Genomic DNA, 22,998 nt, shown 5'->3' with positions numbered 1-22,998 from the left:
GATGTACGCCTATTTTAGGGGTGCCACCGTCAATGAAATTCAAGGATCTTCGGGATTTCGTGCAGCAGCTAGAGCAGCGCGGAGAATTGAAACGCATCCAGATTCCCGTTTCTCCAGTCCTGGAGATGACTGAAATCTGCGACCGCACGCTGCGTGCCAAAGGCCCGGCTTTGCTGTTCGAAAACCCGACTGGCCACACGATTCCGGTGCTCGGCAATTTGTTCGGCACGCCAGAGCGCGTGGCAATGGGCATGGGCGCCGAGTCTGTCAGCGAGCTGCGGGAAATCGGCAAGCTGCTGGCGTTCCTCAAGGAGCCCGAGCCGCCTAAAGGTCTGAAAGATGCGTGGTCCAAGTTGCCGATCTTCCGCAAGATCATTGCCATGGCGCCGAAAGTCGTCAAGGACGCGGTGTGCCAGGAAGTGGTCATTGAGGGGGATGACGTAGATCTCGCCATGCTGCCGGTGCAGCATTGCTGGCCTGGCGACGTGGCGCCCCTGATTACCTGGGGCCTGACCGTGACCAAAGGCCCTAACAAGGACCGTCAGAACCTCGGTATCTATCGTCAGCAGGTGATTGGCCGCAACAAGGTCATCATGCGCTGGTTGAGCCACCGAGGCGGTGCACTGGACTACCGTGACTGGTGCGAAAAACACCCCGGCCAGCCATTCCCGGTATCCGTGGCCCTGGGCGCAGACCCGGCGACCATTCTCGGCGCCGTGACCCCGGTGCCCGACAGCCTGTCGGAATACGCTTTTGCCGGCTTGCTGCGGGGCAATCGCACCGAACTGGTGAAGTGCCGCGGCAACGACCTGCAAGTGCCGGCCACTGCCGAGATCATCCTTGAAGGCGTGATCCACCCTGGCGAGATGGCGCCCGAAGGCCCGTACGGCGACCACACCGGTTACTACAACGAAGTGGACAGCTTCCCGGTGTTTACTGTCGAGCGCATCACCCATCGGGTCAAGCCGATCTATCACAGCACCTACACCGGCCGTCCACCGGATGAGCCGGCGATTTTGGGCGTGGCGCTCAACGAAGTGTTTGTACCGATCCTGCAAAAGCAGTTTCCTGAAATCACCGACTTCTACTTGCCGCCCGAAGGCTGCTCGTACCGCATGGCCATCGTGACCATGAAAAAGCAGTATCCGGGGCACGCCAAGCGCGTAATGCTGGGTGTGTGGTCGTTTTTGCGCCAGTTCATGTACACCAAATTCGTTATCGTGACTGACGACGACATCAATGCCCGCGACTGGAACGACGTCATCTGGGCCATTACCACGCGTATGGACCCCAAGCGCGACACGGTAATGATCGACAACACGCCAATCGACTATCTCGACTTTGCCTCACCGGTTTCCGGCCTGGGTTCGAAGATGGGCCTGGATGCAACCAACAAATGGCCGGGTGAAACCACCCGTGAATGGGGTCGGGTCATCGTCAAGGATGAGGCGGTCACTCGCCGGATCGATGACATCTGGAATCAATTAGGAATAGATTGATGCGTGTAACCTTGCAGCCTTCAGGTGCGGTACTGGAAACCTTGCCTGGCGAGCGAATTCTGGATGCGGCGCAGCGTCTGGGCTATGAATGCCCGCAGAGCTGTCGCAATGGTAATTGCCACGTGTGTGCGGCCTTGCTGGTTGAAGGCCAGGTCGAGCAGGCGGGAGACGTGCGTGATCATGGCGAGTTTTATACCTGCCTGGCGGCCCCGCTTGAAGACTGTGTGGTGTTGTGGGATGGCGTGCTTGCGTTGGGAGAATTACCGGTGCGTAGCCTGGCGTGTCAGTTGACCGAGTGTGTCGATATGGGGGGCGATGTGTGGCGGGTGCGCTTGCGCGCACCTGCGGGCAAGCCGCCGCGTTATCACGCCGGGCAATACGTGATGCTGGAGCGTGAAAACGGTGACAAGTCGGCATTCTCGCTGGCCAGCGCACCGCACTCGGGGCGCGACCTGGAGTTGCATGTACTGGTGCGTGAAGACAGCGCCCGCAAGCTGATCGAGCAGTTGCAGCGCAACAGGATGGTTCGCCTGGAGCTGCCGTTTGGTGACACACACTTGTCTGAATTGCCGGACGGGCCGTTGGTGCTGATCGCTGCGGGCACCGGCATGGCGCAAATGCACAGCCTGATCGAACATTGCCGTGCCAAGGGTTTCAAGCATCCGGTGCATTTGTACTGGGGCGTGCGTCGCCCGGAAGACTTCTACACCCTGGATGAATGGGCCGAATGGGAGAAAACCCCCAACCTGTTCCTGCATAAGGTAGTGAGTGATTTGTGTGGTTGGGAAGGGCGCTGCGGCATGCTGCATGAAGCCGTGTGCGAAGACATCAGCGATCTGGCCAGTGTGCATGTATATGCCAGCGGTTCGCCGGCGATGATCTACGGCACCCTTGACGCGCTGGTGGCGGCCGGCATGGATGCGCACCAGATGCGTGCCGACGTGTTTGCCTACTGCCCACGACCTTAAAAACGCACGCCAGTGGTAATCATGGCGGCATTGAAGCCGAGCAACACCAGCTCGGCGGCTACCGGGCCGTAGTGGGCGCCGACTGAGGGAATGATCACCGGCGCAATGCCGAAGCGATTGAGGGGAATCTTGTTCTTGTACTCGCCGCGGTAACCTTGCAGCAGGCCGCCCGTCAACTTCAAGTAAACAGGATAAGTGTCGCTATCAAAGCGTTTGCCCGCGTAGGTGTAAAACGATCGCTGGCTGAATGAGTTGCGAAAGGTGGCCACTCCATAGACCAGCCCCGAAGCTTCATTGCGTTCAATACCAATCAAATCCTGATTGTTGTTGTGCTCGGAGTCAGGTGAAAAGTGTCGGGTATATACGCTGGTTTGCAGGTACCAGAACCCTTTGTCGTCCTGTGTTGTATTGTCTTGCGCCAGGGTTGTGCTGGTGTATGCAAGTATCGGTAAACAGTAGCAGAGAACTTTTTTTCGCATTTTGCACCTTCTGGTGATTATTTGAAGTGTGCGTAGGGTGCACAGCTATCCAGAGGTACCTATCCTGTTTTAATTGGTGTAGGCAGTACCTAAGCAATGTCATATATGCTTGTAGGAATTTTCTTTTTCTTATTGGGTGTTTGTGCTTATTTGGCGCGTAACCGATTCTCGCCTGGTTTGAGTCGCTGGCTTGATTATCCTGTTTCGCGCCTGTCAGCAGCCTGTCCGGTTGGTCAGATCATTGAGTGTGCAGTGATATAAGATTGGTGGATTAGTTTCTGTTACGTCATGTTTGCAGGATCCATTTCCCCGTTATGACTGTTATTGAATCTGCTGGTTTAAACTCGATCTACCCCCCGCAGCTTGATCTCGGGGCACCGTTGACTCCAGAGCAACTGCTCAACTCCGTGCACAGCACCATGGCGCGCCATCAGGGCGGGCCGGTCTGGTTATTTGCTTATGGTTCATTGATCTGGCGCCCTGAGTGCACGGCGGTCGAGCGCGTGCGTGGGCGGGTGCATGGCTACCATCGCGGGCTGTATCTGTGGTCTCACGAGCATCGCGGCACACCGCAGTGGCCAGGTCTGGTTTTTGGTCTGGATCGAGGGGGGTCGTGCAGTGGCTTTGCCTATCGCTTGCCAGAAGAAAACCTGGACGCCTCACTGCATGCCTTGTGGCTTCGCGAAATGCCGGTGCCCTCGTATCGCCCGCACTGGCTGACGTGCAGACTGGACGATGGCAGCCAGGTGCAGGCCCTGGGCTTTGTGCTGGAGCGGCATTTGCCCAGCTATGCGGGCAACCTGCCGGATGACGTGTTGAGCCAGGTGTTGGCCAACGCCAGCGGGCGCTACGGCACTACTCGCGATTATGTCGAGCAGACCGTAAGTGCCCTGCGCAGCCACGCCATGCCAGATCGAAACCTGGAGGCGCGGCTCAAGCGCTGCGTACCGATTGCGCCTTAAGCGGGAGCGGTTACCGCACGTTCTTCGCTGGCCTGGTTCTTGTGGCGCAGCGTCGGGATCATGAATGCGATGGCCAGCAGGCACGCGCTGATCAGCAGCACAAAGCCGCCATCCCAACCGAAGTGGTCAACCAGATAGCCCATGGCCGCACTGGCCGCCACCGAGCCACCCAGGTAGCCGAACAGCCCTGTAAAGCCTGCGGCAGTACCTGCGGCTTTCTTCGGTGCCAGTTCCAGTGCCTGCAAACCGATCAGCATTACCGGCCCGTAAATCAGGAAGCCGATTGAAAACAGCGCGATCATGTCCACGGTCGGGTTGCCTGGCGGGTTAAGCCAGTAAACCAGGGTTGCGACGGTCACCAGCGACATAAAGACAATGCCGGTCAGCCCGCGATTGCCGCGGAAAATCTTGTCCGACATCCAGCCGCACAGCAGCGTGCCCGGAATTCCCGCCCACTCGTAGAAGAAGTAAGCCCACGACGTGGTGTCCACCGTGAAGTGCTTGGCTTCCTTCAGATAGGTCGGCGCCCAGTCCAGCACGCCGTAGCGCAGCAGGTAGACGAACACGTTGGCCAGGGCGATATACCAGAGCATTTTGTTACGCAGTACGTATTTGACGAAGATCTCTTTGGCGCTGAATTCGTCTTCGTGGCTGGCGTCGTAACCCGCCGGGTAATCATTCTTGTACTGCTCGATCGGCGGCAAACCAACGGACTGTGGGGTGTCGCGCATGGTGACAAACGCAAACAGCGCCACCAGCAGCGCCACCGTGGCAGGTACATAGAAGGCCGCGTGCCAGTCGTTGAACCAGGCCATACCCAGTAAAAACAGCGGGCCGATCAGACCACCGCCCACGTTGTGGGCCACGTTCCACACCGATACCACACCGCCGCGTTCCTTCTGCGACCACCAGTGCACCATGGTGCGGCCACTGGGAGGCCAACCCATGCCCTGCGCCCAGCCGTTGATAAACAGCAAAATGAACATCATGGTCACACTGGATGTTGCCCAAGGTGCGAAACCGAAAATGAACATCACTCCCGCTGAGATCATCAAGCCAAAGGGTAAAAAGAAGCGCGGATTAGAGCGGTCGGACACCAGCCCCATGAGGAACTTGGATAAGCCGTAGGCAATGGCAATCGCTGACATTGCGACACCCAGTTGACCTCGGGTGTAGCCCTCATCGATCAAGTAGGGCATGGCCAGAGAGAAGTTTTTGCGCAGCAGGTAGTAACCCGCATAGCCAAAAAAGATACCGGCAAAGATTTGCCAGCGCAGTCGTCGGTAAGTGCTGTCTATTTTTTCTTCAGGCAGAGGCGCCTGGTGTACGGCAGGTCGGAAAAAAGCAAGCATTCAAGAGCTCCAAATTTCTTGTTATATCGGCGGTGCCGAACGTTACATTTTCGTTACTGAAAATGACAGGCCTTGCCCTTTAGAGCTGAAGGAAAAATCCCACATGCGATTTTCGCTTATGAACATGTCGCCTGGGTATAAAACCCCATACAAGCTGGCTTCGCTGCTCGGGTCTATCTGAAAACTATCCACAGGCTCGGCGAATACAGCGGCAACAAATGTTTTCGTAGGGTTTAAATGCAAGTTCAATAGGAACAATCCCACGCTGGAATCGGAGCTCCAGGACTGAGCTATTGGCCTGCACATCAATAGAATTTCCCCTTTGCAGCCCTATAGGGTGCGCCGCAGGGGGAAGGCTATGAAGCTTGTGCTGGGGTTTGTGGCGTTTACTGCGTGGGCTGGCGAACCTGCGCCAGATATCAACAGTTTCACCTGCCTGAAGTTAAACCGGGAAATCAGGGGCTATATTCGTCGCGGGGTCGACCTGCCTCTGGCTGAGTTGACGCTGTTCAGGCAAACCCGCAACCGGTTGATTGAAGGGTTTGAGGACGGGCTGTATTCACGCGACCAGCTATCGACTGCCATGTACGAGCTATCGAGGGATGTGGAAAAGGTGGTCAAGACCTGCCGGCGCATAGGCAGTCGTCCATTTGTGGACATGTTGCCCGCGAGCGTTCAGAAACTGCTGATGGCAACCAGAGGCACAAGTAAGTCACCCGCTGGCCGATAACGCTAGATAGGCCCTCAAGCAGCCCCGTATGCTTGCCTCCACACCGAATGAAGGAGCGAATTGTGAAAGCGTGGATCATGTTGATGCTGGCCCTGGCTTTGCCGATGGCGGCGGTCGGGGAAGAGGCGCAGGAAGGTGGCGACAAGGTCAGCTACATCAGTCTTAGCCCGCCATTTGTGGGTAACTACGGTCTGGATGGCAGTTCCAGGCTCAAGGTGTACAAGGCTGATATTTCCTTGCGCGTGACGGGTGCCGATGCAGCCAGGGCGGTCAAAGCCAATGACCCGTTGATTCGTAATCAACTGGTGGGGTTGTTTACCCAGCAGACCAGCGAAAGCCTGGGCAGTGTCGAGGCCAAGGAGAAGCTGCGCCAGGAAGCCTTGAAGCAGATCCGGCAGGTGATGAGCGATGAAACCGGCAAGCCGATGGTGGACGATCTGTTGTTCAACAATTTGATCGTTCAGTAAAGGCGCAGCTACGGGCTTGGCTTTTGTGTGGGAGCAGGCCTGCTCGCGATGCAAGCGCCTCGGTACTTCAGGTGCGTCGAGGTGAAGCTGTCGCGAGCAAGCCCGCTCCCACATAACCCGTGCCCGTGCTTACGACGCCAGACTCTTGCGAAACCGCGCCAGGGCAATGGCGAAGAACACCAGGCCGATGCCGGCCAGGGCCAGCAAGTCTGGCCACACTACGTTCACACCCGCACCGCGAAACAGTATCGCCGCGCTCAGGCTTACAAAGTGGGTCGACGGCGAGCACTGCATCACCCATTGCAGCCACACGGGCATGCTGTCCAGCGGCGTACTGCCGCCCGAGAGCAAGAGCATCGGGATGATCACCGGGATGGCCAGCAAACCGAACTGCGGTGTTGAGCGGGCCAGGGTCGCAAGGAATATCCCCAGTGCGGTACTGGCAAACAGGTACAGCGCGGTAACCAGCAAAAACAGGGTCAGCGACCCCGACAGTGGCACGCCCAGCGCCCATTTCACGATGACTTCCAGCGACACCCAGGTGCACAGCACCACCACCAGCATGTTGCTCCAGATTTTTGCCAGCATGATTTCCAGCGCCGTCAGCGGCAGTACCAGCAAGTGGTCGAGCGTGCCGTGTTCGCGCTCGCGCAGCAACGCGGTGCCCGTCAGCACAATGGCCAGGATGGTAATGTTGTTAACGATCTGTATCACCGCCAGAAACCATCCGCCTTCCAGATTGGCGTTGAACAATGCCCGGCTGGAGATCAAGGCCGGGGCTTTCGCCGCTGCGTCACCCTGGCCGGCATAGTTGAGCAGCTCACGCTGGAAAATCTGCCCGATATACCCTGCGCCCATAAAGGCCTGACTCATGGCGGTGGCATCGACGTTGACCTGCAGGCCGGGTTGGCGGCCTGCCAGCAAGTCGGCCTGGAAGTTGGCCGGTACATTGATCACAAAGGTGTATTGGCCGTTATCCATGGCCTGATCGAGCTGGTCATAAGGCAAGGCTTGTGGGGTTTTGAACTCCGGGGGCAGCAGCGATTCACTGAGCTTGCGTGACAGAGGGCTATGGTCTTCATCAATGATGGCAACGCTGGCGTTGTGCACGCCGATGATCGAGCTCGATGCTGGCATATAAATCGCCACGGTAAAGGCATAGAGCAGGAACATCAGCAGCACGCTGTCATGGCGCAGGCTGGTGAGTTCTTTAAGGCCAAGGCGCAGGATGTGCGAGAACTTGTGCATCAAACCTCCTGCTTCTTGAGCATGATCAGGCTCAACCCGGTAAACGCCACAAAAAAGCCGAACAACGCCAGGCATTGCGGCCACAGTTGGCGCAGGTCGAGCGCTTTGGTGAAGGTGCCTACTGCGATATCAAGGAAATGCCCGGCCGGGAACAGCATGCCCATTACCGCCGAGGCTCCTTCGAGTGAGGAGCGCGGCACCAGCAACCCGGAAAACTGAATGGTCGGCAGGCTGGTGATGATCATGGTGCCCAGGATCGCGGCGATCTGGGTGCGCGTGAAGGCGGAAATCAGCAGGCCCATGCTGGTGGTCGACAGTACATACAGCAGCCCGCCCAGCGCCAGGGTCAAGCCGCTGCCCTTGAACGGTACGCCAAACAGCCAGCGGTTCATGGCCACCAGCAACGCCAGGTTGACCAGGCTCACCGCCAGATAAGGCGCCTGTTTGCCCAGCAGGAATTCAAGGCGTGTCAGGGGTGTGGCGTAGAAGTTGGTGATGGAGCCCAGCTCTTTTTCACGCACGATGCCCAGCGCGGTCAGCATGGCCGGGATAAACGCCAGGATTAGCGCCATCACGCCGGGGCCGATGGCATTGACGCTGATCACATCCTGGTTGTAGCGGAAACGGGTTTCCAGTTTGACTGAGGCTTGCCGGTTTTGTGCCTGGCTACTCAATGTGGCCAATTGTTCCAGGTTGGCCTGATGCACGGCCTGCACATAACTGCGGCTGGTTTCGGCGCGAAACGGCATGCCGCCATCAAGCCATGCGGCAACCGTGGGCTGGCGCCCGGCATACAAATCCCGGCCGAACCCCGGGGGGATTTCCAGGGCAATTTTTATTTCCGAGCGTTGCAGGCGTTTGTGCAACTCATCTGCACTGCGGATCGGCGTGTGTTCTTCGAAATACCGCGAGCCACGGAATGCCTCAAGATAGGCACGGCTTTGCGGGCTCTGATCCTGGTCGTAGACGGCGAAGGCGAGGTTTTCCACGTCCAGCGAAATGCCGTAGCCAAAAATCACCATCATGAACAGCGCGCCCAGCAAGGCAAAGGCCATGCGCACCTTGTCGCGCAGCAACTCTTTGGATTCGCGACTGGCCACGGCAATCAGCCGGGTCAGGCTGAAACCCCTTTTGCTGACCGGTGGCGGCGAATTGACCGCAGGCGTGGCGACAGGCTCGGGAGAAGAGGCCGCGCTGGCGTCCTGATCGTTCTGGGCCTGTTCCAGGCAGGTGACAAACGCCGCTTCCAGCGTATCGCCGTGGAACTGGTGTTGTAGCGCATCGGGCGTGTCGCAGGCCAGCACCTTGCCGGCGTGCATCAACGAGATACGGTCGCAGCGCTGGGCTTCGTTCATAAAGTGTGTGGACAGGAAGATGGTCACCCCTTGCTCGCGGGACAACTCGATCAGCAAGCGCCAGAAATCATCGCGGGCGGCCGGGTCGACGCCCGAAGTCGGCTCATCGAGAATCAACACTTCCGGGCGATGCAGCACAGCCACCGCCAGAGACAGGCGCTGGCGCAAACCCAGGGGCAACTCGCCGGACTGTTGTGTGGCCACGTCGCCGAGATCGAAACGCTCGATCAATTCTTCGATACGCGGCTCGCTTTCGGCCGTGGGCAAGTCAAACAGTTGTGCGTGCAGCACCAGGTTTTGGCGCACGCTCAACTCGCCGTACAGCGAGAAGCTTTGCGACATGAAACCCACGCGCTTGCGGGTGGCCAGATCCTTGGCGTTCACCGGGTTGCCCAGCAATTTGGCGCTGCCTTCGGTGGCCGGCATCAACCCGGTGAGGACCTTCATGGTGGTGGTTTTGCCGCAACCGTTAGAGCCCAAAAAGCCAAAAATTTCGCCCCGGCCAATGGCAAAGCTGACGTTGTTCACTGCGGTGAAATCGCCGAATTTCAGGGTCAGGTCGTGGGCTTCGATGGCGATATCACTGTTGTCGCTGGTGCGCGGTGGAATCACCAGTGGCTCGCTGCTGTGGCCGCTGTCGCCCTGATAGTGGGTGAAGGCCTCGTCGAGCTTGCCGGTTGTGGTGACTGCCGCCAGTTCCTGGCTCAGACCGGTGGCAATCAACTTGCCGCGATCAAGCATCAGGCAGTGTTCGAACTGCTCGGCCTCTTCCATGTAGGCCGTCGCCACCAGCAGCGTCAGTTGCGGGCGCTGGCGGCGCACATCTTCCACCAGCTCCCAGAAGCGTCGGCGTGACAGCGGGTCGACACCTGTGGTGGGCTCGTCGAGGATCAGCAGGTCGGGCTCGTGAATCAATGCGCAGCACAGCCCAAGTTTTTGTTTCATGCCGCCCGAGAGCTTGCCCGCCGGGCGCTCGGCAAAACGCTCAAGGTCGGTGGCCTTGAGCAGTTCGGCCATGCGTTGCTCGCAGTCGTCTTTCGACAGGCCAAACAGGGTGCCGAAAAAGCGGATGTTTTCGCTGATCGACAGTTCCGGGTAAAGGTTGCCACCCAGGCCCTGGGGCATAAACGCGATCAGCGGGTACAGGGTGTTGCGATGCCGGCGGTTATCAATCGGGCCGCCGAGCACCTCAAGGGTGCCCTCCTGGAGCTTCTTGACCCCGGCAATCAGCCCCAGCAGGCTCGACTTGCCCGCGCCATCAGGGCCGATCAACCCGCAGCGCGTGCCTTTGGGCAGGCTGAACGTGATGTCCAGCAGCGCCTGCTGGCTGCCGTACCTGTGGCTGATGCCACTGGCGTTTAGCGCCAGATCATTCATTGCAGATTAGCCGGCCATGGTACATCGGCGGTTCGCACATAACCGGCACCCGGCATGCCCGGTTTGGCCTGGGGCACGGCACCCGGGTCGGTGAGGCGCAGCTTTACCCGGAATACCAGTTTTTGTCGCTCGTCGCGGGTTTCAACTTCTTTGGGGGTGAACTGGGATTTGGCTGCGACAAAAGTGATTTTGGCCGGCAGCGCCCGGTCGGGCAGGGCGTCGAGCACGATGCGTGCCTCAGAACCCACAGTCAATTTGCCGACCACGGAAGCGGGCATGTACAGGTTCATGTACTGGTCGCCGGGGTCGATCATCATAAATACCCGGCCACCCGAGCCGAGGACTTCGCCAGGTTCGGCCAGGCGCAGCTGGATCACGCCGTTGATCGGTGCGCGCAGGCTGCTGTCGTCAATTTCGCTGGTCAGCTGTGCGACCTGAGCCTGGGATGAACCAATCGCGGCCTTGGCAGCCGCTACCTGGGCCTGGGCGGCGACTACTGCTGCGTTGCTGGTGTCGAATCGGGCTTGTTGCTGATCCAGTTGCTGACCGCTGGCAAAACCGCGCTGGGACAGTTGGCGAAAGCGCTTGAGTTCCTGGCTGGCCAGCAGTTTTTCGCTCTGGCGCAGTTGCACGTTGGCTTCGTTGGCGGCCAGGGTCTGGCGGGCGCGCAGCACTTCGGCTTCAGCTTGCGCACGACTGGCTTCCAGGGTGCGGGTGTCCATGCGGGCCAGCAGTTGGCCCTGGGTTACCCGGTCGCCTTCGTCAACCAGCACTTCAGCCAGACGCCCGGGGATTTTTGCTGCGATTTGCACTTCTGTGGCTTCGAGGCGGCCGTTGCCCATGCTGATGCCTTCGGGGAGGCGGTCGTGCTGGGATTTCCAATAACCGAACCCGCCTGCTGCGATCAGCAAGACAGCCAAAGGGATAACGAAATAATGGGAAATACGGTGATTGCTAGACATGCCGACATCCTGTGTCACAGAGCGCTCTAGTTTGACGGTTTCAAGCCGATTGCGACTTGATGCCAGTCAAAGGAAGTCCAGAGCGTAGACGCTAAAATCGGATGCTGCTTGTCAGGTGCAGAGCCGGAGTGTTGTAGGAGCGGGCTTGCTCGCGATGGGATCGCTGCGGATCACCTGATAAACCACACCGTCTGAATCGAGAGCAAGCCCGCTCCCACACCAAGCCCTCTCCCACAGCGATTCGCTTTACAGCAACCCCATCACCACAGCCCATTGCTCACCCGTTACGGGCATCACCGAGAGGCGGCTGCCTTTTTGCACCAGCGGCATTTCGGCCAGGGCGCTTTGCTGTTTGAGGTAGTCGAGTTTGATCACCCGGGGAAAGGTCTGCTCATGGGCGACCTGCAGTGCGCTCCACGGGTTTTTCTCGACGCTGGCCTTGGGGTCGAAGTAATGACTTTCAGGGTCCAGGGCCGTCGGGTCCGGATAAGCGGCCTGGACAATTCGGCCTACTCCGGCAATCCCTGGCTCGGGGCAACTGGAGTGGTAGAAAAAGAACAGATCACCCACCGCCATGGCTCGCATGAAATTGCGCGCCTGATAGTTGCGCACACCGTCCCAGCGAGCTTCGCCGAGCTTTTGAAAATCCTTGATCGAAAATTCGTCAGGCTCGGATTTCATCAGCCAATAAGCCATCTTCTATACTCCAGAAACATGCTGTGATTATTTTGTCCGGCAACATTTTGCTAAACCGACAGTCGGTTGACGTCAGCGTTTGCTTGCGTGTGCGTGTTGCCGCAAAATGCCCGCCTTTTAAGCTTGACGCTGCTGCACGGCCTATAACAAAAACCGTTGCTGTCATCGTGTTGATTTGCCTGAAGGAGGGCAATCGATGAAACGCAAACCGGATTTACTGTGGATGCTGGTTATTTTGTTCGGTTTGGGTGTGGTTACAACAGGCTACGCGCAAAGTCTCTGGTCAAATTCGACAGACGCGCCGATTGAGCTGGCGCAACAGCAAGTACAACCCTTCAAACGCTAAAAACTGATTCCTGGGCATCGCTTTGTCAGTGATGCCTTGATTGTCAGTGGGCGACGTACCACTGCCTGTCCGAGACTGTGCCCTGCAAAGGGACATCCCAACTGGCCTGGTCCAGGCACGCCACTTTCTGACATTCGTGGGCCAGCCCCAACAGTGTCGGCTTGCGCCAGCTTTGGCGTCTTGCCTGATAGGCCAGACTGCGGTCATAAAAACCGCCGCCCATGCCCAGCCGTCCCCCCGTCGCATCAAACCCCACCAGTGGTAGCAGCACCAGGTCCAGCGCCCAGACCTTGCGTTGGCGTGCGCGGTTGATGCGGGGTTCAAGAATGCGGAAACGGTTGGGGATCAGCTTTTCGCCGGGGGCGACCCGCTGAAAGACCATTTTAGTTTTCGGCCAGGCACTGAGAACCGGCAGGTAGGTGATTTTGCCCCGACGCTGAGCTTCGCGCAGCAGCAGGCGCGGATCGATTTCACCGTCAGTGGGCAGGTACAGCGAAATGTGTTTGGCGCGGCGAAACAGCGGGTGTTGCGCCAGTTGCCGGTACAGGCCACGGGCTGCCTGGCGTTGCTCGCAGGGCGACAGGTCGCGGCGGGCTTTGCGCAGGATTCGGCGAAGTTGCGGGCGGGAAGGCGGCGCAGGTTCGTTCATATGGCGTGCTGTTCAGGATCGAGACACCGGGTGGTGGCTCGTGCAAGCCAATGCCAGCAGTTGGCTGGCATTGCGCTAGGAAATCAGGCTCCCCGACGTACCGCTGTCGGCTTGGCCCTTGAACCCGAAAGTTCAAGGTGGAAGTTGCAGTAGACCTTAAGGCTTTCCGTCTAGCGGACATGCACACCGGCCCAACGTGCAAGCTCCAGGGTAGTGCGAATCGGCTCAGGGACATCGCTAACTGGCGAATACTCCAGGGAGTGGCGCGAGTATACCCCAAAGTAACGATTTGAATCAGCTTTGGCGTTCGTTCGGATCAGTGGCCAGCACCAGATCAACGCGATCGAGCAGGTCGCGTACCTGTTCTCGGGTAGTGCTGCTGGTCTGAACTTCGGCGACTTCCTGCTTGTGCAGCAGATCATGGGTAATATTCAGTGCAGCCATTACGGCGATACGGTCGGCGCCAATGACTTTGCCGCTGCTGCGAATTTCGCGCATTTTGCCGTCCAGGTAGCGGGCGGCGCTCACCAGGTTGCTGCGTTCTTCCTGGGGGCACATGATCGAATACTCTTTATCGAGGATGTGCACGGTGACGCTACTGCTTGAACTCATGAGTCTTGCTCCAGGGCTTTGAGGCGCGAAATCATCGATTCCACCTTGTTTCTGGCGATTTCGTTTTTTTCAATGAGGTGCGCGCGTTCCTCGCGCCAAGTCTTTTCCTGAGCAGTTAAGAGTGCGTTTTGACGGTTAAGTTGCTCGACTCGGCTAATCAGCAACTCGAGTCTAGCCATCAGTGCATGCAGGTCGGTGTCTTCCATTGTGTCCTACTGTGTATTTTCTGATGGGCGGTGACTGTCAAACGAGTTGACGCCTCGATGGTCTGGCACGGCTGCCGATGCTAGGATACAAGCCCTCCATTCTAGACATAGCGCCGCTTGGCGCCTAGCTGACCATGCCTATTCAGAATTCCCCGTATCAAGCCTTTGTAACCCTGCTGACCGCCAACGGCCACTCCGTCTCGCCTGCCGAACTGCATGGCCACCTGCTGGGTCGCAGCTGTGCCGGTGCCGGTTTCGATGCCGACGCCTGGCTGGTCGAAGCTGCCGAACTGTTGGCTGGTGAGCCACAAGACAACGTACGCAATGCCTTGATCGGATTGCAAGAGATGGTCAAGGGTGAGCTGACCAGTGACGACATGACCGTCGTGCTGTTGCTGCCGACCGACGACGCACCATTGACCGAGCGCGCTGCTGCCCTGGGCCAGTGGTGCCAGGGTTTCCTGTCCGGTTTCGGCCTGACCCGCCGCGCCTATTCGCTGAGCGATGAAGCCAACGAAGTGCTGCGCGACCTGGCCGCCATCGCTCAGGTGCAAGATGCCCTGGAAGAGTCTGAAGACGGCGAAAGCGACTATATGGAAGTGATGGAATACCTGCGCGTCGCGCCGCTGTTGCTGTTCACCGAAACCAAAAAAACTGCTGACGCCGCGCCAGCCAAGCCTTCGCTGCACTGATTGATCGACAAGAGGGAAACCGTCTGCCCATGATCCATATCCCGAAATCGGAATACGCACGTCGCCGCAAGGCACTCATGGCGCAGATGGAGCCCAACAGCATTGCGATCCTGCCCGCTGCGGCGGTGGCCATTCGCAATCGCGATGTCGAACATGTTTACCGCCAGGACAGCAATTTCCAGTACCTGAGCGGCTTTCCCGAGCCTGCGGCCGTGATCGTCCTGATTCCGGGCCGGGCACATGGCGAGTACGTGCTGTTTTGTCGCGAGCGCAACGCCGAGCGTGAATTGTGGGACGGCCTGCGGGCCGGGCAGGAAGGCGCAATTCGCGACTTCGGTGCTGACGACGCGTTCCCGATCACCGATATCGACGACATCCTGCCGGGGCTGATCGAAGGCCGCGACAGGGTGTATTCGGCGATGGGCGGCAATCCCGAATTCGATCGCAATCTGATGGAGTGGATCAACGCGATCCGCTCCAAGGCCAGCCTCGGTGCCCAGCCGCCCAACGAATTCGTTGCTCTGGATCATCTGCTGCATGACATGCGCCTGTATAAATCGGCGGCAGAGCTCAAGGTCATGCGCCATGCGGCGCAAATTTCGGCTCGCGCCCATGTGCGTGCAATGCAGGCCAGCCGCGCCGGTTTGCATGAGTACAGCCTGGAGGCAGAGCTGGATTACGAATTTCGTAAAAGCGGGGCAAAAATGCCAGCCTATGGCTCGATCGTCGCCTCTGGCGATAACAGCTGCATCCTGCATTACCAGGAGAATGATGCACTGCTCAAAAGCGGCGATCTGGTGTTGATTGATGCTGGCTGCGAGATCGACTGCTACGCCAGCGATATAAGCCGTACGTTCCCCGTCAACGGCCGTTTTTCAGCGGAACAGAAAGCGATCTACGAGCTGGTTCTGGCTGCACAAGAGGCGGCATTTACCGAAATTGCCCCTGATAAACACTGGAATCAGGCCCATGAAGCCACAGTCCGGGTAATTACCGCCGGGCTGGTGGAGTTGGGGCTATTGCAGGGTGACGTTGACGAACTGATCGCCAGCGAGGCCTACAAGCCGTTTTACATGCACCGTGCTGGCCACTGGCTTGGGCTCGATGTGCATGACGTGGGTGAATACAAGGTCGAGGGTGAGTGGCGCGTGCTGGAGGCGGGCATGACCCTGACCGTCGAGCCGGGTATCTATATCAGCCCCGGCAACCTCGATGTCGCGAAAAAATGGCGCGGCATCGGCGTGCGAATCGAGGACGACGTAGTGGTCACCAAACATGGCTGTGAAATCCTGACGGGCGACGTGCCAAAAACTGTCGCCGAGATCGAAGCGTTGATGGCAGGCGCGGCATGAGCCGCGTCAATCTGGCCATCATCGGTGGCGGTCTGGTGGGGGCGAGCCTGGCGCTGGCGTTGCAGGCCGGGGCCAGGGCCCGTGGCTGGAAAATCGTATTGATCGAGCCGTTCGCCCCCGGCAACGCCTATCAGCCAAGCTACGATGCCCGCTCTTCGGCGCTCAGCTATGGTGCCCGGCTGATCTATGAACACTTGGGCCTGTGGCAGGCTATTGCTGAACGCGGTGAGCCGATCAAGGATATTCATGTATCCGATCGCGGGCGCTTCTCGACGGCTCGCTTGTCGGCCAGTGAAGAAGGCGTTCCGGCGCTGGGGTATGTGGTCGAAAACGCCTGGCTGGGCCAGTGCCTGTGGAAAAGCCTGGACCCGGACGTGATCAGCTGGCGTTGCCCGGCTGAAGTTATCCACATGCAACCGCTGGATGATGGCTATCGCCTGACCCTCAACGACGAAACCACGCTGGACTGCGATCTCGCCGTCCTGGCTGATGGTGGGCGTTCGGGCTTGCGCGAGAAACTGGGCATCCATGTGCGTCAGCAGCCCTACAACCAGAGCGCGCTGATAGCCAATATCACGCCGAGCCAGCCCCATGCTGGCATGGCGTTCGAACGTTTTACCGAAGAAGGCCCGATGGCTCTGCTGCCATTGCCTGACAACCGCTGCGCGCTGGTGTGGACGCGTTTGGGGATGGACGCGCAGCGTCTGGCAGCCCTGGATGAGCGCAGCTTTCTCAGCGAGTTGCAGGGCGTATTTGGCTATCGTCTGGGCACCCTCAAACAAGTGGGGGCGCGGCACCTGTATCCTTTGACGCTGATTGAAGCGCAGGAGCAGGTACGTCCTCATCTGGCGGTGCTGGGCAATGCAGCCCACAGCCTGCACCCGATTGCCGGACAGGGTTTCAACCTGTCCCTGCGCGATGCCCGGGCGCTGGCCGATGCCTTGTTGGGCAGTGACAAGCAACCCGGGGATTTCGCCACCCTGCTGAGTTATCAACAGGCGCAGCAACTCGACCAGCAACTGACCATCGGCTTCTCCGACAAGGTGACGCGGGTGTTTGGCAGTGAGCAGCCACTGGTGTCCTTTGGTCGCAACCTGGGCCTTCTAGGCCTTGACCTGTTGCCACCGGCCAAGCGCTGGTTTGCCCGTCAGGCAATGGGCCTGGGCACCCGCGCAGACAGTTGATGACGACCGGGGCGAGCTTGCCCCGTGTCGATCCATTTTTTCAGGTGCGGCGTACGCCGCTAGCGAGACAGGCTTAAAGCATGGAAATGCGCGCAGATCTGCTGATTGTTGGGGCCGGAATGGTCGGAAGCGCACTGGCGCTGGCGCTCAAGGACAGCGGGCTGAAAATCCTGCTGCTCGATGGTAGCCCGCTGAGCGTCAAGCCGTTTGCCAGCGAAGCGCCGTTCGAGCCTCGGGTCAGTGCCCTGTCGGCGGCCAGCCAGCGCATTTTGCAGCGTCTGGGCGCCTGGGACGGCATCATCCACCGCCGTGCCAGCCCGTACTCGCATATGCACGTGTGGGATGGCAGCGGCACCGGGCAGATCCACTTTTCGGCAGCCAGCGTGCATGCGGACGTGCTGGGCCATATCGTCGAGAACCGTGTGGTGCAGGACGCACTGCTGGAGTGCCTGCAGGGCAGTTGTATTGAAATGCTGGCCAATGCACGCCTGGAGCAGATGCGCCGTTCCGGCGACGACTGGCTGCTGACCCTGGCCGATGGCCGCACCTTGCGGGCGCCGCTGGTGATTGCCGCTGATGGCGCCAACTCGGCCGTACGTCGCCTCACCGGCTGTGAAACCCGTGAGTGGGATTACCAGCACCACGCTATCGTCACCAGCGTACGGTGTGCAGAACCGCACCAGCAGACCGCCTGGCAGCGTTTTACCGACCAGGGGCCGCTGGCATTCTTGCCGCTCGAGCGTGACGGGCAGCAGGACTGGTGCTCGATTGTCTGGTCGACCACCCCCGAACAAGCCCAATACCTGATGACGCTGGATGACGCAGCATTCAGTCGTGAGCTGGAGCTGGCTTTTGAAGGTCGTCTTGGCAGTGTACTGAGTGCCGATCCACGGGTATGCGTGCCACTGCGCCAGCGCCATGCCAAACGCTATGTCGCCGAAGGCCTGGCGTTGATCGGTGATGCGGCGCACACCATCCACCCGCTGGCCGGGCAGGGCGTGAACCTGGGCTTCCTGGATGCAGCGGTGCTGGCCGATGTGCTGATGCACGCGGTGGACCGTGGCGAACGTTTGGCGGATGTGCGTGTGCTGAGCCGTTTCGAGCGGCGGCGCATGCCCCACAACCTGGCGCTGATGGCGGCGATGGAGGGCTTTGAACGCTTGTTCCAGGCCGACTCCCTGACCGCCCGCCTGTTGCGCAACACCGGTTTGAAATGGGTGGATAAAATGCCCGAGGCCAAGGCCTTGTTTGTGCGTCAGGCACTGGGCCTGAGTGGCGACCTGCCGCCGTTGGCCAGGCCGTAACATCTGGTAACTCCTCCGGGGCGAGTTAGGTTGAGATGGCAAATGTGATTCACTACCATTTACGCCCGATTCGCATTAAGAGAGACCGCCCCTCATGTTGGCACGCAAGCGTCTACTGACTGCCCTGGCCCTGACCGTTTTTGCGAGCGGTGTTTCTGCTGCCGATGAGGTGGTGGTTTACTCCTCGCGTATCGACGAACTGATCAAACCGGTATTTGATGCCTACACCGCGAAAACCGGGGTCAAGGTCAAGTTCATCACCGACAAGGAAGCGCCGCTGATGCAGCGCATCAAGGCCGAGGGGCAAAACGCCACCGCCGATCTGTTGCTAACCGTGGATGCCGGTAACCTTTGGCAAGCTGAACAAATGGGCATCCTGCAACCGTTCACCTCCGAGGTGATCGACAAAAATATCCCGCCGCAATATCGCTCTTCTTCTCACGAGTGGACTGGTCTGAGCCTGCGCGCACGGACTATCGCCTATTCGACGGACCGGGTTAAACCAGAAGAACTGTCGACCTATGAGGCTTTGGCCGACAAGAACTGGGAAGGTCGCTTGTGTCTGCGCACTGCCAAGAAGGTTTACAACCAGTCGCTGACCGCCACCATGATCGAAGTGAATGGCGCCGAGAAAACCGAAGAAATCCTCAAGGGCTGGGTCAACAACCTGTCCACAGACGTGTTCTCGGATGACATCGCCGTGCTCGAAGCCATCAACGCCGGGCAATGTGACGTGGGCATCGTCAACACTTACTACTACGGTCGCCTGCACAAGCAGAAGCCCGATCTGGCGGTGAAACTGTTCTGGCCCAACCAGGCGGATCGTGGCGTTCACGTCAACTTGTCGGGTATTGGCCTGACCAAGTACGCGCCGCATCCTGAAGCGGCCAAGGCATTGGTGGAGTGGATGACCACCCCTGAAGCCCAATCGATTTTCGCTGGCGTAAACCAGGAATTTCCGGCCAACCCAAGCGTTCCACCTTCGGCGGAAGTGGCGAGCTGGGGTAGCTTCAAGGCCGATGCACTGCCGGTTGAAGTGGCAGGCAAGCGCCAGGCTGAAGCGATCCGCATGATGGACCGTGCTGGCTGGAACTGATCAAAATCTGAAGTAATACCTGTGGGAGCGGGCTTGCTCGCGATAGCATCGCCGGGGTTTCATTGGAAACTGCGGTGTTTGCATCGCGAGCAAGCCCGCTCCCACATTTGTTTTCACGTCGTCCCATCCACCTCCGAGAGTTTTTCGTGGCCCATCCTGCCCAACGTCGCTGGTACCCGCTGGTTTTTGTCATTGCTGCCCTGGTGCTGCTGCCGCTGAGCGTGTTGCTGCTGTCCTGGCAAAGCATTGATGCCCAGATCTGGAGCCACTTGTGGGACACGCAGATGCCGCGCCTGCTGGGCAACACCCTTACACTGATCGTCGGTGTGGGCATCGGCGTCACGCTGTTGGGCGTAAGCCTGGCCTGGTTGACCAGCCTCTGTGAGTTCCCTGGCAGGCGCTGGCTGGACTGGGCGTTGATGCTGCCGTTTGCGATTCCCGCCTATGTGCTGGCGTTTGTGTTTGTGGGCTTGCTGGACTTCGCCGGGCCCATACAGACCCTGCTGCGCGAGTGGTTCGGCATGGGCTTGCGGCTGCCTCGGGTGCGCTCAACCGGGGGGGTGATCACCGTGCTGATTCTGGTGTTCTACCCCTATGTCTACCTGCTGGCGCGCACGGCGTTTCTGGCCCAGGGCAAAGGCCTGATGGAAGCGGCACGGGTGCTGGGGCAAAGCCCGTGGCAGGCATTCTGGCGCGTGGCATTGCCGATGGCGCGCCCGGCAATTGGTGCCGGCGTAGCGCTGGCCTTGATGGAAACCCTGGCTGATTTCGGTGCTGTGTCGGTGTTCAACTTCGACACCTTCACCACGGCTATTTACAAGACCTGGTACGGTTTTTTCAGTCTGTCGACGGCAGCACAACTGGCCAGTTTGCTGTTGCTGGTGGTCATGCTGGTGCTCTACGGCGAGCGCCGCGCCAGGGGGGCCAGCCGTGCCAGCAACGAGCGACCACGGGTCACTGCCCTTTACCACCTGAGCGGGCCCAAGGCATGGCTGGCCAGTGGCTGGTGTCTGCTGGTGTTTGCCTGTGCATTCGTGATCCCGATGTTGCAACTGGTGGTGTGGTTCTGGCAGCGCGGGCGCTTTGATCTGGACGAGCGTTATGTCGGTTTGATCGTGCATACCCTGTATCTGGGGGCAATGGCGGCGCTGATTACCGTCAGCGTGGCGCTGGTGCTGGCCTTTGCCCGACGCCAGGCGCCAACCCCGGCTATCCGTGCCGGGGTCAGCCTGGCGAACCTGGGCTATGCCTTGCCGGGTTCGGTGCTGGCGGTGTCGATCATGCTGGCGTTCAGTTATCTGGACCGCGAACTGGTGATCCCTGTTTCGGGGTGGCTGGGCGGTGCGGGCAAACCGTTGCTGCTGGGCAGCCTGTCGGCCCTGTTGCTGGCGTATCTGGTGCGATTTATTGCCGTGGCCTATGGGCCGCTGGAAAACAGCCTGGCGCGGATTCGTCCCTCGTTGCCTGAAGCCGCCCGCAGTTTGGGCGTCAGTGGCCCGCGACTGTTTTTCAAGGTGTATCTGCCATTACTGCTGCCGGGCACCTTGAGCGCTGCGCTGCTGGTCTTTGTTGATGTGCTCAAGGAGATGCCGGCGACCTTGCTGATGCGCCCGTTTGGCTGGGATACGCTGGCCGTACGCATCTTCGAGATGACCAGCGAGGGTGAGTGGGCGCGGGCTTCGCTGCCGGCCTTGACCCTGGTACTGGTCGGTTTGTTACCGGTCATCGGTTTGATTCGACGCTCGGCCCATCGCATCGGTTAGGTGTCAGTCCTCCTGCATGCGGCTACAATGCGCGGCATTCGGTGCGGTCTGTCTGTCAGGCCAGGTTTCTGCGTGATGTAAAAAAGCCGCTTGTTTGGCTTGAAATGCTCCGCAGCCTGTCCGCACCTTCGCCAAGCCCGGAAGGAGAAACCCATGGGACAGCGTACGCCTCTGTATGACCTGCATCTCGCCCTAGGCGCGAAGATGGTCGATTTTGGCGGTTGGGATATGCCCTTGCATTACGGCTCGCAGGTTGAGGAGCACCATGAGGTGCGCCGCGACTGTGGGGTTTTTGATGTCTCGCATATGACCGTGATCGACATCACCGGGCTTCAGGCCAAGCAATGGTTGCAGTATTTGCTGGCCAACGATGTCGAACGACTGAACACCCCCGGTCGCGCCTTGTACAGCGCCATGCTCAACGAGCAGGGCGGCGTGGTCGACGACATGATCGTCTACCTGATGCCTGGCGGTTATCGGCTGATCGTCAACGCCGCCACCCGCGATCAGGATCTGGCCTGGATGCAGGCTCAGCTTAAGGGCTATGACGTGCAACTGCAGGAGCGTCCAGAGTTGGCCCTGCTGGCCATTCAGGGGCCACAGGCGCGACATAAGGTCGCCGAACTGGTGAGCCAGGCCCGTGCCCAACTGATCCAGCAGCTCAAGCCCTTTGAAGGGCAGAGCTGTGGCGACTGGTTTATTGCCCGCACCGGCTACACCGGCGAAGACGGCCTTGAAATCGTGCTCCCGGCCGATCAGGCCCCGGCTTTTTTCAACGATCTGGTCGGCGCCGGTATTTCACCGATCGGCCTTGGCGCCCGCGACACCTTGCGCCTGGAAGCCGGCATGAACCTCTACGGGCAGGATATCCACCTGTCGGTGTCCCCCCTTTGCGCCAATATGGCCTGGACCATTGCCTGGGAGCCTGCTTCACGCAAGTTCGTGGGGCGCGAAGCGCTGGAGGCCGAAAAGGCCGGTGGCGTGCAGCTCAAACTGGTGGGTTTGGTGCTTGAAGAGCGGGGTGTTTTGCGCGCCCATCAGGTGGTTCGCATCGCCAATGTTGGCGAAGGAGAGATCACCAGTGGTAGTTTCTCTCCCACGCTAAGCAAATCGATCGCTCTGGCGCGAGTTCCGATGGCAACGGCTGACCGTGCCGAGGTTGAGATTCGTGGCAAGTGGTACCCGGTTCGCGTAGTCAAACCGACTTTTGTTCGTCTTGGCAAAGCCTTGATCTAACGTTTACTGGCGGGCGTGCACAGAGTGCATGCCGCTGACATTTATACTTGAGGACACTGAATATGAGCCTGATCCCTGCCGAGTTGCGCTTTGCTGAAAGTCACGAGTGGGCCCGTCTGGAAGCAGATGGCACGGTAACCGTAGGCATCAGCGATCACGCTCAGGAAGCCTTGGGGGATGTGGTGTTTGTTGAGCTGGCTGAAGTTGGCAAAGTGTTCGCTGCTGGCGATACCGCGGGTGTTGTGGAGTCGGTAAAAGCCGCTTCCGACATCTACTCGCCGGTGTCGGGCGAAGTGATTGCCGTCAATGAAGCGCTGGCTGACAGCCCTGAGTCGCTGAACAGCGAGCCGTACACCAGCTGGATTTTCAAGCTCAAGCCAAGCAACACCGCCGAGCTGGAAAAACTGCTGGACGCTGCCGGCTACAAGGCTGCCATCGGCGAGTAACGAGCAAAAGATTCTCA

General features: G+C 59.2%; 23 protein-coding genes and 1 other RNA gene. 14 read left to right on the top strand and 10 right to left on the bottom strand.

Annotated elements, in window-relative coordinates; all coding sequences use genetic code 11:
* The first annotated feature begins 32 nt into the window (after nt 1-32).
* Both ubiD and GHN92_RS02125 read left to right on the top strand, forming a co-directional pair.
* Complete coding sequence (gene ubiD / locus GHN92_RS02130; RefSeq protein WP_095000701.1) at nt 33-1,499, top strand: 4-hydroxy-3-polyprenylbenzoate decarboxylase; 1,467 nt, start codon at nt 33-35, stop codon at nt 1,497-1,499.
* Complete coding sequence (locus tag GHN92_RS02125; RefSeq protein WP_095000702.1) at nt 1,499-2,467, top strand: CDP-6-deoxy-delta-3,4-glucoseen reductase; 969 nt, start codon at nt 1,499-1,501, stop codon at nt 2,465-2,467. Before ubiD ends, GHN92_RS02125 begins: the two co-directional genes overlap by 1 nt.
* On the opposite strand, the gene GHN92_RS02120 is transcribed toward GHN92_RS02125, so the two are convergent.
* Complete coding sequence (locus tag GHN92_RS02120) at nt 2,464-2,946, bottom strand: sn-glycerol-3-phosphate transporter (protein ID WP_153379239.1); 483 nt, start codon at nt 2,944-2,946, stop codon at nt 2,464-2,466. The genes GHN92_RS02125 and GHN92_RS02120 overlap by 4 nt on opposite strands.
* Before the next feature lie 314 nt (nt 2,947-3,260).
* On the opposite strand from GHN92_RS02120, the gene GHN92_RS02115 reads away from it, so the two are divergent.
* Nucleotides 3,261-3,908 (top strand): gamma-glutamylcyclotransferase, encoded by a 648-nt coding sequence (locus tag GHN92_RS02115; protein WP_095000704.1) that lies wholly within the window; start codon nt 3,261-3,263, stop codon nt 3,906-3,908.
* Here GHN92_RS02115 and glpT read toward each other — a convergent pair.
* Nucleotides 3,905-5,260, bottom strand: a complete 1,356-nt coding sequence (gene glpT, locus GHN92_RS02110) for a glycerol-3-phosphate transporter (protein ID WP_153379237.1) — start codon at nt 5,258-5,260, stop codon at nt 3,905-3,907. The genes GHN92_RS02115 and glpT overlap by 4 nt on opposite strands.
* A 358-nt stretch (nt 5,261-5,618) precedes the next feature.
* On the opposite strand from glpT, the gene GHN92_RS02105 reads away from it, so the two are divergent.
* Both GHN92_RS02105 and GHN92_RS02100 read left to right on the top strand, forming a co-directional pair.
* Nucleotides 5,619-5,990 carry a hypothetical protein gene (locus GHN92_RS02105; RefSeq protein ID WP_153327179.1) on the top strand — a complete coding sequence of 124 codons (372 nt, stop codon included), beginning with the start codon at nt 5,619-5,621 and terminating at the stop codon, nt 5,988-5,990.
* Between the two features lie 62 nt (nt 5,991-6,052).
* Nucleotides 6,053-6,457, top strand: a complete 405-nt coding sequence (locus GHN92_RS02100; protein ID WP_178102583.1) for a flagellar basal body-associated protein FliL — start codon at nt 6,053-6,055, stop codon at nt 6,455-6,457.
* A gap of 129 nt (nt 6,458-6,586) precedes the next feature.
* Here the strand turns inward: GHN92_RS02100 and GHN92_RS02095 are convergent, their stop codons facing one another.
* The 4 genes from GHN92_RS02095 to GHN92_RS02080 form a co-directional block, all read right to left on the bottom strand.
* Nucleotides 6,587-7,705: an ABC transporter permease gene (locus tag GHN92_RS02095; protein WP_095000708.1), complete on the bottom strand. Its 1,119-nt coding sequence runs from the start codon at nt 7,703-7,705 to the stop codon at nt 6,587-6,589.
* Nucleotides 7,705-10,437, bottom strand: a complete 2,733-nt coding sequence (rbbA, locus tag GHN92_RS02090) for a ribosome-associated ATPase/putative transporter RbbA (protein ID WP_150628626.1) — start codon at nt 10,435-10,437, stop codon at nt 7,705-7,707. The genes GHN92_RS02095 and rbbA overlap by 1 nt, the downstream gene beginning before the upstream one ends.
* The gene (locus GHN92_RS02085) at nt 10,434-11,399 is read right to left on the bottom strand and encodes an HlyD family secretion protein (protein WP_095000710.1); all 966 of its coding nucleotides are present in this window, start codon (nt 11,397-11,399) and stop codon (nt 10,434-10,436) included. The genes rbbA and GHN92_RS02085 overlap by 4 nt, the downstream gene beginning before the upstream one ends.
* A gap of 246 nt (nt 11,400-11,645) precedes the next feature.
* Nucleotides 11,646-12,095, bottom strand: a complete 450-nt coding sequence (locus GHN92_RS02080) for an EVE domain-containing protein (RefSeq protein WP_153379233.1) — start codon at nt 12,093-12,095, stop codon at nt 11,646-11,648.
* A gap of 196 nt (nt 12,096-12,291) precedes the next feature.
* Here GHN92_RS02080 and GHN92_RS23810 point away from each other — a divergent pair, with 196 nt between their 5' ends.
* Entirely contained in the window at nt 12,292-12,441 is a 150-nt protein-coding gene (locus GHN92_RS23810) for a hypothetical protein (RefSeq protein WP_095000712.1), read from the top strand.
* Between the two features lie 43 nt (nt 12,442-12,484).
* Here GHN92_RS23810 and GHN92_RS02075 read toward each other — a convergent pair whose 3' ends face one another.
* The 4 genes from GHN92_RS02075 to GHN92_RS02060 all read right to left on the bottom strand — a co-directional run bounded on the left by GHN92_RS02075 (nt 12,485) and on the right by GHN92_RS02060 (nt 13,908).
* Nucleotides 12,485-13,090 carry a 5-formyltetrahydrofolate cyclo-ligase gene (locus tag GHN92_RS02075; RefSeq protein ID WP_095017791.1) on the bottom strand — a complete coding sequence of 202 codons (606 nt, stop codon included), beginning with the start codon at nt 13,088-13,090 and terminating at the stop codon, nt 12,485-12,487.
* 85 nt (nt 13,091-13,175) lie between these two features.
* A non-coding RNA gene (gene ssrS, locus GHN92_RS02070) (6S RNA) lies at nt 13,176-13,353 on the bottom strand.
* 31 nt (nt 13,354-13,384) lie between these two features.
* A complete protein-coding gene (locus GHN92_RS02065) occupies nt 13,385-13,702 on the bottom strand; it encodes a cell division protein ZapA (protein WP_095000714.1) in 318 nt (105 codons plus the stop codon).
* On the bottom strand, nt 13,699-13,908 hold the full coding sequence (locus GHN92_RS02060) for a TIGR02449 family protein (protein ID WP_095000715.1): 210 nt from the start codon (nt 13,906-13,908) through the stop codon (nt 13,699-13,701). The genes GHN92_RS02065 and GHN92_RS02060 overlap by 4 nt, the downstream gene beginning before the upstream one ends.
* A gap of 134 nt (nt 13,909-14,042) precedes the next feature.
* On the opposite strand from GHN92_RS02060, the gene GHN92_RS02055 reads away from it, so the two are divergent.
* The 8 genes from GHN92_RS02055 to gcvH all read left to right on the top strand — a co-directional run bounded on the left by GHN92_RS02055 (nt 14,043) and on the right by gcvH (nt 22,981).
* A complete protein-coding gene (locus tag GHN92_RS02055; protein ID WP_095017790.1) occupies nt 14,043-14,600 on the top strand; it encodes a YecA family protein in 558 nt (185 codons plus the stop codon).
* Nucleotides 14,601-14,629: 29 nt separating this feature from the next.
* Nucleotides 14,630-15,952 carry a Xaa-Pro aminopeptidase gene (pepP, locus tag GHN92_RS02050; RefSeq protein WP_095024221.1) on the top strand — a complete coding sequence of 441 codons (1,323 nt, stop codon included), beginning with the start codon at nt 14,630-14,632 and terminating at the stop codon, nt 15,950-15,952.
* On the top strand, nt 15,949-17,136 hold the full coding sequence (gene ubiH / locus GHN92_RS02045) for a 2-octaprenyl-6-methoxyphenyl hydroxylase (protein ID WP_095017789.1): 1,188 nt from the start codon (nt 15,949-15,951) through the stop codon (nt 17,134-17,136). The genes pepP and ubiH overlap by 4 nt, the downstream gene beginning before the upstream one ends.
* A gap of 86 nt (nt 17,137-17,222) precedes the next feature.
* Nucleotides 17,223-18,440: a 2-octaprenyl-3-methyl-6-methoxy-1,4-benzoquinol hydroxylase gene (locus GHN92_RS02040; protein ID WP_178102585.1), complete on the top strand. Its 1,218-nt coding sequence runs from the start codon at nt 17,223-17,225 to the stop codon at nt 18,438-18,440.
* A gap of 94 nt (nt 18,441-18,534) precedes the next feature.
* Complete coding sequence (locus tag GHN92_RS02035) at nt 18,535-19,536, top strand: extracellular solute-binding protein (protein ID WP_095000720.1); 1,002 nt, start codon at nt 18,535-18,537, stop codon at nt 19,534-19,536.
* 146 nt (nt 19,537-19,682) lie between these two features.
* On the top strand, nt 19,683-21,299 hold the full coding sequence (locus GHN92_RS02030) for an iron ABC transporter permease (protein ID WP_095000721.1): 1,617 nt from the start codon (nt 19,683-19,685) through the stop codon (nt 21,297-21,299).
* Nucleotides 21,300-21,452: 153 nt separating this feature from the next.
* A complete protein-coding gene (gcvT, locus tag GHN92_RS02025; protein WP_095000722.1) occupies nt 21,453-22,535 on the top strand; it encodes a glycine cleavage system aminomethyltransferase GcvT in 1,083 nt (360 codons plus the stop codon).
* A gap of 62 nt (nt 22,536-22,597) precedes the next feature.
* Nucleotides 22,598-22,981 (top strand): glycine cleavage system protein GcvH, encoded by a 384-nt coding sequence (gene gcvH / locus GHN92_RS02020; RefSeq protein WP_095000723.1) that lies wholly within the window; start codon nt 22,598-22,600, stop codon nt 22,979-22,981.
* Nucleotides 22,982-22,998 lie beyond the last annotated feature (17 nt).

The organism is Pseudomonas sp. FSL R10-2964, from assembly GCF_009600035.1.
GTDB classification, from domain to species: Bacteria; Pseudomonadota; Gammaproteobacteria; order Pseudomonadales; family Pseudomonadaceae; genus Aquipseudomonas; species Aquipseudomonas bubulae.
This window is presented reverse-complemented; position numbering and strand designations above follow the sequence as displayed.